7 protein-coding genes are annotated in these 9,432 nt (G+C 64.3%); 2 read left to right on the top strand and 5 right to left on the bottom strand.

Going from position 1 to position 9,432, the window contains the following annotated elements:
* The 4 genes from NJ1_RS03320 to NJ1_RS03305 form a co-directional block, all read right to left on the bottom strand.
* Positions 1-1,126 (bottom strand): family 1 glycosylhydrolase (locus tag NJ1_RS03320; RefSeq protein ID WP_067687321.1); only part of this gene is annotated, 1,126 nt, incomplete at its 3' end.
* Between the two features lie 274 nt (positions 1,127-1,400).
* Complete coding sequence (locus NJ1_RS03315) at positions 1,401-1,964, bottom strand: class I SAM-dependent methyltransferase (RefSeq protein ID WP_067687318.1); 564 nt, start codon at positions 1,962-1,964, stop codon at positions 1,401-1,403.
* A 27-nt stretch (positions 1,965-1,991) separates the two neighbouring features.
* The gene (locus NJ1_RS38690; RefSeq protein ID WP_067687315.1) at positions 1,992-2,447 is read right to left on the bottom strand and encodes a hypothetical protein; all 456 of its coding nucleotides are present in this window, start codon (positions 2,445-2,447) and stop codon (positions 1,992-1,994) included.
* 64 nt (positions 2,448-2,511) lie between these two features.
* Positions 2,512-6,315 carry a type I polyketide synthase gene (locus NJ1_RS03305; protein ID WP_067687312.1) on the bottom strand — a complete coding sequence of 1,268 codons (3,804 nt, stop codon included), beginning with the start codon at positions 6,313-6,315 and terminating at the stop codon, positions 2,512-2,514.
* 359 nt (positions 6,316-6,674) lie between these two features.
* Here NJ1_RS03305 and NJ1_RS03300 point away from each other — a divergent pair, with 359 nt between their 5' ends.
* Entirely contained in the window at positions 6,675-7,346 is a 672-nt protein-coding gene (locus NJ1_RS03300) for a TetR/AcrR family transcriptional regulator (protein ID WP_067687309.1), read from the top strand.
* On the opposite strand, the gene NJ1_RS03295 is transcribed toward NJ1_RS03300, so the two are convergent.
* On the bottom strand, positions 7,343-7,915 hold the full coding sequence (locus NJ1_RS03295) for a TetR/AcrR family transcriptional regulator (RefSeq protein ID WP_067687306.1): 573 nt from the start codon (positions 7,913-7,915) through the stop codon (positions 7,343-7,345). The two genes, NJ1_RS03300 and NJ1_RS03295, sit on opposite strands and share 4 nt — an antisense overlap.
* 69 nt (positions 7,916-7,984) lie before the next feature.
* On the opposite strand from NJ1_RS03295, the gene NJ1_RS03290 reads away from it, so the two are divergent.
* Positions 7,985-9,421 (top strand): MFS transporter, encoded by a 1,437-nt coding sequence (locus tag NJ1_RS03290; RefSeq protein ID WP_084477697.1) that lies wholly within the window; start codon positions 7,985-7,987, stop codon positions 9,419-9,421.
* Positions 9,422-9,432 lie beyond the last annotated feature (11 nt).

Below are 9,432 nucleotides of genomic sequence, written 5' to 3'. Positions count from 1 at the left end.
ATCGCGGTGTGTAGGAGCCCCACTCGTAGTTGTCGGTGAGGCTCCAGTAGTTGTAGCCGATCACGTCGATGCCGTCGGCCTTGGCGCGCTGGATCCAATAGATGGAGTCGCGCAGGTTGTCCGCGCGGGTGTACCCGTCCGAGCGGGGCGCGCCGTTCTCGGTCGGCATGCCGTTCTCGACGATGTACAGCGGTGTGCCGGGCAGGAGCTGAGCGAAATGGCGCAGGGCGTAGTAGATGCCCTCGGCCTGAAGCGGGAGGTTCCACAGCTCGCCCGAGGGATACGCGCTGTACCGCGCCGCGACGTCCGCGGACATGCCGTAGTAGTAGTCGATGCCCACGTAATCGAGCTTGGCGGCGATCGACTCGATCATCGGTCCGTTGACGATCGGATCGGCGGCCGGAATGTAGGCGACATTGCTGGTCACCATCGCGCCGGGCTGCACCTGATGGATGTGGTCGTAGATGGTGTTGTGCGCCTGCGCGAGTCGCGCCTGCATGATCGGCACCTCGGTGAGCGGGAGTCCGCCGTTGCGGACCTCGTTCATCATGTAGGCGAACGGCTCGTTGATCGTGACCCACAGTGGATTCATCGAGGCGTAGCGGTCCACCACCCTGCGCATGTTGCCGAGCCAGTCGCCGAGCATGTCCGGGTGCGCCCACCCGCCGCGATCGGCTGCCCAACCGGGATACACCCAGTGATCGAGTGTCAGCATCGGTCGTATACCCGCCGCGCGAACGGCCGCGATCACGCTGTCGTAGAAGGCGAACCCGGCCTCGTCCCACACCCCGGGCGCCGGCTGCACTCGCGCCCACTCGACGCCGATGCGATAGACGCCGACTCCCAGATCCTTCGCCAGGCCGATGTCGGAGCCGTATCGGGAGAAGAAGTCGACGCTGTTGCCGTACCGGTCGTACTCCGCGTGATTCGCCACGTACCGCAGCCAATTGCTGTCCGGTGCATGGCCTTCGGTCTGGAATCCCGAGGCGGCCACACCCCAGTGGAAGTCACGCCCCAGGGGTGCGACGGTCTCCGGTGCGGGCCGAGCCGCAGCGGGCGCCGTTCCGGCCGTCAGCGCCGCCGTGGCGACGCCGAAGGTGGCCAGGACCTGGCGGCGAGTAAGCATGGCACTCCTACCGAATCTGTTTCGCCCGGTCATGAATTGTCATGCCCAGGCGCAGTACTGGGCGATCGACCAGCATTATGCCTCCCGGGTGCTCCTACCGCAGTCGATCCCGCGTCGTGTCGTGCGGCTCTGCTCGCGATTCAGGCTCGAAGGGGCGCGTCCCGTCGAATCGCACGACGGCGGCCACGTCGAATGCCCCGGTCCAGGCTGCGGTGCGGTCCGCTCGAAATGCGTATGGCCGCGAGAGGCTCCGGTTCGGGAGGGATCCAGCGGATCAGGATGGATCGAGCCGGGCATGCACCACGCGAACGCCGGAGTCGTGCGGTGACTCGAGGGTCCGGTCGCGCTCCGGGTCGTGGTGGGCGGGCTGCTGCCATCGAGTGGGCACATCGAGATAACGGATGGTCAACGCGGCCGAGTCGAGATCTGCCAGGACGTCCCAGCCGGTGCGCGCGAGTCGCTCGGCGAGATCGGGCGGAGAGATCATGTCGTGCGGATAGTCGAAGACGAATTCGGTCCCGATGGCCAGGGCGCGTGCGTCGAGATGCGGGATCACCGGCCGGGAGGGACCGAGCCCGATCATGAACGCCGGTGTGGTGCGGTCGAATTCGCTCTCGGGTACGCCGCACTCGAAGCGATGCTCGAATCGGAAGACGCGCAGACCTCGGTAGGGGTTGTGCGCGGCGAAGGTGTCCAGGGCGGTACCGAACAGCACGGCCTGGCGAATTCCGGCGGATACGGCATCGGCCAGCCGGTCCTCGGCGAAGCGGCAGCGCGCGGCGCGCAGCAGTCGCCGGTGTCGGCGCTCGCTGTCCATGCACGGTGAGGCGGTGGTCATGATCTCGGATTCCGTTGTTCCGGAACGTCAGTCGCGCGGCGGGAACGGGCCGCGGGGCATTTTCGGCGCGGGCGGAGCATCCCAGCCCGGCATGGTGGGCATGGGCGGAACCTGCCAGCCGTGGGGCACCTCCGGCATCTGCGGCATGTCGGGCATGGGCGGCATCGGCGGGAGGGGTGGAATCTGCATGCCGCCCGAGGAACCCCCGAAGCGCTGGAAGGCCGCCTGGCGCGAGGACCCGAACACCTCACCGATCTCGGCCCAGGTCCGCCCCTCCTCGCGCGCCTGACGAACCAGCGAGCGCAGCACATTGTCCACGACCCCGTCGAGACTGCGCGCCGCGTGCAGCGCCGCCATCACCGACGGGGGCGGGGTACCCGCAGCAGGGTGCAGCACCTCGGCGACGAATTCCGCGTTGGTGGACAACAGTTTTGCCAGGACCGCATGCTCGTCGGCCGGGTCGCGGTGCTGTGAATCGCTCATATGTAAATGCTGCCTTTACATCAACGATGTTGTCAAGGCTAGGTTTACGCCCCACGTTCTGAATCTAGTTCGGGCGGCTCTCGGACGGTAGAGGCGACACCACTGCGGCGTCAGGGCTACAACCCGCACTGCCAACGATGTCTTCGAGGCTGTGTGGAGATAGCAGATCTGCGGGACCGATCCTCAGGTCGGCATCGCTCACTCGGATCCGCTTCGCGAGGTCGGCGGCCATGAGCGAGTCCAGGCCTTGTTCGCGCAGCGATCTCCTGGGGTCGATCCGGGAAGTGGAGGTTCCCAAGACTCGTGCCGCCTCGCGCAGTGCGATCGCAAGTGGGGTTGCTGTCTCGGGGTGACTTTCCTGATCGTGTGTGTTCGGTGCGGTCCGGATGAATTCTTCGGACGTACCGTATGGGATTTTTCGAAGAGTCAGATTCCGGAACTCCGCGACAACCTCCCCGTGTGCGGACACGATTGTCACATCGAAACACCACTCGTCCGGGTCGGTTCGCGTGCGGCGGGTGATACTCCAGAGCTCACCTGTGGTCGGTCCAGTGAAGTGAGGAATTCTCGCGTCCTCGATCGCGGTCGGGGAGAAGATGGTGTGGTCGGGTAGCAGTGCTAGTACCGGTTGGAGGCAGGACTCGAGAATCGTGGCCGGAGTCGAGGTGCCGGCGTAGATCTGTCCGACGATGAGATCGTTCGTGTGCCACATGCGTTGCGGCACTGGAAAAGTGGGGTCGATGAAGATTCCTCGCCTCTGCGCCGATTCGCGCAGCATTGTTGCGGTCAGGAAGGAGGTGCTTCTGCTCAGCGCGTTGTCGACCTGTCCGGCCGCGGCTGTCGGTGGTGACACAGCGGGGGCCAGGACCGCGGTCAGACACACGACCGGTTCGGGGTGGGGAGCGCCGCGGCTGTCGGAGCGCGGGCGCAGCTCTACGTTTGCCCGCCAGCCCTGCTCGGGTATGGGATCCAATGTGATGTGCATGGTCGAAGGTGCTTGATGGGCATCGGCCATCTGCTCGAAACGCACATCGAGCATGCGGTAGTGGCTGTCCGGGTCGATCGACCTTGCAGCGGTGGTGAGCGCGTGTAGGAAGGTGATGGGCGGGATGGGTTGTAGGTGGCCGATCCGCACCGCTGCGCTGCTCACGTCGAGGGGTAGTTCGATCACCTGTCGTGCGCGAAGCGCTGTCGAGCGTGTCGGGCGGTCACGGTACTGTTCGAGATCCCATGCGTAGGTGGGCAATTGGTCGGCAGGGTAGTGCGCGTAGTCCCGGAAGTGTGCCTGCCAATCGGCATAGCCGCCGTGCGCGAAGATCTCTCCCAGCGCGGTGGCCAGGCAGTCGTGTTCGTCGCTGTCTCGCAGGAGTGTGGCGATCGCGCAGGGGTGGGTGCCGGCTTCTTTCTGGATATCGGTGATAGCTCTGGTCAGCACCGGATGCGCGCTGATCTCCACGAAAAGGCTGTTGGGTTCGTCGTTGATTGCTTGCTGGATGGCGGTGGTGAACCGTACGGGTTTTCTCAGGTTGTCCATCCAGTAGCCGGCATCGAGCTGGGCACCGCTGACAGGTTGTGCGGTCACGGTAGACAACAGCGGGATACGCGGGGACTGGGGGCGTATCGCGGATAGGGATTCGATCAGATCGGTGCGCAGCACCTCGGTGTAGGGCGAATGCGAGGCGACGTCGGCACGAATAGGACGAGCGAGTACTTCGGCTCGGTCGAGACGACAAGCGATGTGGGTGAGAATGTCCGGATCACCTGCCAGGACGGTCGTGGAGGGCGAGTTCTCCGCAGCGACGCAGACGGCCTCGCCGTAACCGTCGACCAATTCCTGTGCATCGTCTGCACCGAGTCCGATCAGCAGCATCGCACCGGCACCTGAAATTGTGTTGAGCAGACGGCTTCTGTGGCAGATGACTGCTGCCGCATCGGATAAGGACAGCGCCTCACTGGCAACAGCCGCGGCGACCTCGCCCATGCTGTGGCCGACGCACAGATCGGGTTCGACTCCTATGCTCTTCCAGAGCGACACCAAGCTGACCTGGATCGCCCACAGCAGTGGTTGCAGGATCGAGATGTCGGTGGGCACCTCGGAGTCCGCTGTCAGACATTCGATAACCGACCAACCCAGCTCGCGACGAATCTCGCGGTCGCATTCGCGCATACGGTCGCGAAAGGATGGTGAGGCCTTCCACAGTCCTTGGGCCATGCCTGTCCATTGCGAGCCTTGTCCGGGGAAAACGAACACGGTGCGGGTAGAGGTGGCGCTGGTTTCACCGGATCCTGCGTTGGGGGTGGGTAGACCCGTTGCGGCCTCGCGCAGTGTGGCCGCCATCTGCCGATGGTCGTGGGCGGTGGCCCACAGCCGGAATCGGTGATGGTCTCGGTGCGTGGCTGTGCGCGCACACAGCCCGTGCAGGGACTGCGTTGATGCTTGTGCAGTCTCCAGGTGCTCGGCGTATCGAGTGGCGAGTGCGCGCAACGCGGCCTGTGAACGGGCCGATAACAGCATCAGCGCAGGTTCCGTCGGCGGTGTGGCCGTTCTCGCGTGCGGGGTGTGTGCTGGCGGTGCTTCGGTCACGATCACGTGTGCATTGGTGCCGGCGATCCCGAAAGAGCTGACACCGACCACGGCGGTATCCGCAGCGGGGACGAGAGTCTCTGTGCGAGTAGCGATCTGCACGTGAGCGCCGACGAGTACCGGGTTGGGAGTCTTCACATGTAAGGATGCCGGGATGGTGCGGTGCCGGGCGATCATGACGGCTTTGATCAACCCGGCTATTCCGGCCGCTGCCTCGGTGTGGCCTATGTTGCTTTTCACCGACCCGACCCACAGCGGCCGATCGGACCGCCTTCGGCCGGCGATTGCCTCCGAGAGGGCCCGGAGTTCTACGCCGTCTCCGACTGTAGTGCCGGTTCCGTGCGCCTCGACATAGTCCAGATCCGCGGGGGAGATGCCTGCCAGCGCCCATGCTCTCAGGAGCATCTCGCGCTGCCCGCTGACGGCCGGCTGCAGGAGAAGGCCGCTGCCTTGTCCGTCGTTGTTGGCCACACTGCTGTTGATCACGGCAAGAACAGGATTGGCATCTCGACGTGCGTCGTCCAGTCGCTGGAGAATCACGACTCCGGCGCCTTCGCTGCGGACGAAACCGTCGGCGTCGGCATCCCCGAAGCGGCACCTTCCCGAGCGCGAGAGCATGTTTCCTTGCGAATAGGTTATCGCGTCGGTCGGGGCGAGGATCAGGTTGACTCCGGCCGCCACGGACAGGTCTGATTCACCCGAGAGCAGGCTTTGGCGTGCCAGATGCACTGCGACCAGTGAGGAGGAACAGGCGGTGTCGACGGTGAGACTCGGTCCGCGAACATCCAGGGCGTAGGACAATCGACCGGCGGTGACCGCGCGCAGTCGACTGCCGGCCGCCTGACGGATTCCAAGGGGTTCGGCGTATTGCTCGCTGTACTCGGCGGTGGCTTGGCCGACGAACACGCCGCCCCGGGTTCCCGCGAGTGAACTCGGGCGAATTCCGGCGTGCTCGAGCGCCTCCCAGGTGAGCTGGAGCAGTAGTCTCTGCTGTGGATCCATCCCCCGCGCTTCGACCGGCGCGATACCGAAGAAGTTGGAGTCGAATCCGAATGCGTCGGTAAGGAATCCGCCATACCTGGAGACCGTCTTGCCGGGCGTTTGAGGCCGGGCGTCGTACGCGGCATCGATGTCGAACCGATCGGCGGGAACCTCCGTGATCGCATCGCCCCCGTCGATCAGCAGCTGCCAGAACTCGGCGAGTCCCTTCGCTCCAGGCATCCGGCAACTCATGCCGACCACGGCGATGAGTTCCTGCTCATCGGCACACTGATTCTGACTCATGTATCCCTCCCCAAACCTCTTGCGAGGTTCCCACGATCTATCGAGCAGTACATGGACTGCAGTCCAAGAGTGTACTGAAAATTAGTTAATGTGACGTCGAGGGCAGGCCGTTCCAGGTGGACGCCCATGAAGGTGATCGATGTGGTCGATTCGAACGGGACATCGAATCAACTTGTCAATAAACATGATTCACGATCTTCAGTCGGACAGTCACGACTGTGGATCAGGGTGATGCCATCGACGGGTCGGAGGTGGTGAAGTTGCGCGAGGATCAGCGTCCGGATTCAGGTGTACTAGAGTCCAAATATGGACTCAGATGGGAGATCTCACATGGAGATCCGGGTCGAAGAGGAGCGGGTATGGAAAGTCGCGTCGAACCCGGGGGCGGCGGGCGGCGGGAGCGGAACAAGCAGCGGGTCCGTGACCGGATCTATACCGCTGCGCTCGAACTGTTTTCCGAAAGGGGTTACGAGACAACCACAGTCGACGACATTGCCCAGCGCGCTGACGTGGCTCGAGGTACGTTTTTCAACCATTTTCGCCGCAAGGAAGACCTCATCGCCGAGTGGGCCGAGCAGCGGCGCACGATGATGACCGAACGTCTGGAACTGCCGCTGAGTGCGGCCACCACCGACTCGGCAAGCCTGTTGCAGCTGGCACTGGGGATCCTGGCCCAGGTGAATGAAGAACAGCGGGCGCTGACCGAGACCATGTTGGGGGCGTGGGTGCGGGCGGGCAAACCGCTCACCGAAGATCCCTACACCGCAGAGGTCTTCGCTCGGATCGTGCGTACGGGTGTGCAGCGCGGTGAGATCGATCGGCACATCGACCCGGACTTCATGGGCGACGTGCTGCGCGATGTCTACCTCGGTGCGCTCTACCGGTGGGCTCGCCGATCGAGCGTGCCCGGCGAGCTTGGCCGTGATCTGAGCGCGATTCTCTGGATTATGTTGCGCGGCATGCTCATCGAACGTACCTCCGGGCCCTTGATCAACCAGGGGATCACGCCCGCGGCAGCATCACGGCGTTAGCCCAAAGCTCTGGTTCGCTCGGGCAGCAGCTGTAACAGTCCTGCGGTGGCGGCGCGGAACGGCTCGCCCGATTGGGCGCCGCGGGCCAGGACGTACGCGCCCTGGCGCACGGCGAGAATGGTGGCCGCTACCGCATCGACGTCCAGGGTGGGGTCGAGTTCGCCGTTGCGGACCCCATCGGTGAGTACCTGCCGAATTTGCTCCTGGATCCAGACGAACATCGTCGCGATCGGTTGCCGCAGTGAGTCATCGGACACGACCGCGGCGTCCTGGACCAGACGGCCGAGCCGGCAACCGCGCAAGACGTTTTCGTCGAGAGTCAGGAACGCGGCGATTTTCTCGCGGACCGACGAGCCACTCGCGAGGCGAGCGCTGATCTGAATCTCGAGCTCTTCGCTCATCTTGAGCTCAGCGGCGACGGCCAGTCCTGCCTTGCTGCGGAAGTGGTGGTACATGCTGCCTTGGCCCGCGTCGGCGAGTTCTTGGACGGCTCGTGGGCTCGTGCCGGAATATCCGTTCTCCCACAACAACGTTTGCATGCTATCGACCAGACGGTCAGCGGCGCTCATGTAGCCATTGTACCTACTGCAATGTACAGTCCGGGTGTACTTGTAAGTACAAACGGGAAAGGGGCGGCTATGGGGGCATCGGGCCCAGGAACATCCCAAGCGCCAATCGCAGTGCACGATCACGTCGGCACTGCGGCGCGCACACCCAACGCGCGCGCTGCGTTGATGGCAATCTGCTTGGGCTTCTTCATGATTCTGCTCGACGGCAGCGCACTGAACATCGCGCTGCCGTCGATCCAAGCCGACACGGGCGGGTCGATGGCGGCCCTGCAATGGCTGGTGAACATCTACACCATCCCACTGGCCGCGCTGCTGTTGAGTGCGGGAACCCTGGCCGACCGGATCGGTGCGCGCAGGGTTTTCCTCTGGGCGTTGGGCGGGTTCAGTCTGGCGTCGTTGATCTGCGCGCTGAGTCCGAGCCTGCTGGTATTGCTGGTGTTTCGTTGCGTACAAGGTACTTTCGCGGCTGGAGTGCTGCCCACCACGCTGGCGATCATCGCTAGGACCTATCCAGACCCTGCCGAGCGGGCCCGCGCGATCACCGTGTGGGGCGCCACCGGTGGCATAGCGCTGGTCGCGGGCCCGATCGGCGGAGGCCTGCTCACCGAGACACTCGGCTGGCGATCGATCTTCTTCATCAACGTCCCGATCGGTGCGGTGGCACTATGGCTGGCATGGCGGCACATCGGTGAGACCGCTCGCCGCCAGGACGAGTCCTTCGATTGGCTTGGGCAACTGCTGGCCATCGCGGGGCTGGGAGTTCTGGTCGCGGGCCTGATCGAGGGGGGCGAACGTGGCTGGTCGGCATCACTGACCGTGGTGCTGCTCGGTGCGTCGATACCGATCCTGCTCGGCTTCGTTCTCACTGAATCGCGCGTAGCCACACCGATTTTGCCGCTGGCGATGTTCGGCAAAGCAACCTTCTCCGCGTCCATCGCGAACGGGTTTGCCTTCCAGTTCGGAGCCTACGGACTGCAATTCATGCTCGCGATCTTCCTGCAATCGCAGTGGGGGTACGACGCCCGCACGACTGGGCTGTTCTTCGTGCCGTTCGCCCTGCTATGGACCTTCGCGACGCTGGTGCTCAATCGCCGATGGTCTGGTCGCGGAATGCGGTGGCTGCTGGTCACTGGATCATTGATCGCGGCTGCTGGTGCACTCATATGCCTGGCGGTGGGCGAGCGATCGAGCTGGCCGATCCTGCTGGCAGGCACTGCCGCCGTCGGGTTCGGGTGCGGATTGTTCGGACCCAGTTGCAACGGCGCGGCAATGGCCGCAGCAGATCCGCGCTACGCCGGCTTGGCCTCGGGAGTTCTCAACACCTCTCGGCAGATCGGGATGGCGATCGGGATCGCCGTTCTGGGAGTGTGTCTGGTCCTGCCCGGTCCGATCGCCGGAGCGCGCGTCGGTATCGCATTGACGGTGGCCGCCTTCGTCTCCATCGCGGTGTTGAGCCTCCGGTATGTGCCAGGCAGGTCCACGGCCGCAGATGGACCGCGATCCTGAACGAAGCGGGA

It is taken from the genome of Nocardia jejuensis NBRC 103114 (assembly GCF_001613145.1).
Classification (GTDB): Bacteria; Actinomycetota; Actinomycetes; order Mycobacteriales; family Mycobacteriaceae; genus Nocardia; species Nocardia jejuensis.
This window is presented reverse-complemented; position numbering and strand designations above follow the sequence as displayed.

Excerpts from the sequence above, each read along its gene's own strand:
- NJ1_RS38690 (WP_067687315.1), bottom strand. The coding sequence starts at position 2,447 with ATGAGCGATTCACAGCACCGCGACCCGGCCGACGAGCATGCGGTCCTG.
- NJ1_RS03290 (WP_084477697.1), top strand. The coding sequence starts at position 7,985 with ATGGGGGCATCGGGCCCAGGAACATCCCAAGCGCCAATCGCAGTGCAC.
- NJ1_RS03295 (WP_067687306.1), bottom strand. The coding sequence starts at position 7,915 with ATGAGCGCCGCTGACCGTCTGGTCGATAGCATGCAAACGTTGTTGTGG.
- NJ1_RS03315 (WP_067687318.1), bottom strand. The coding sequence starts at position 1,964 with ATGACCACCGCCTCACCGTGCATGGACAGCGAGCGCCGACACCGGCGA.
- NJ1_RS03300 (WP_067687309.1), top strand. The coding sequence starts at position 6,675 with ATGGAAAGTCGCGTCGAACCCGGGGGCGGCGGGCGGCGGGAGCGGAAC.
- NJ1_RS03305 (WP_067687312.1), bottom strand. The coding sequence starts at position 6,315 with ATGAGTCAGAATCAGTGTGCCGATGAGCAGGAACTCATCGCCGTGGTC.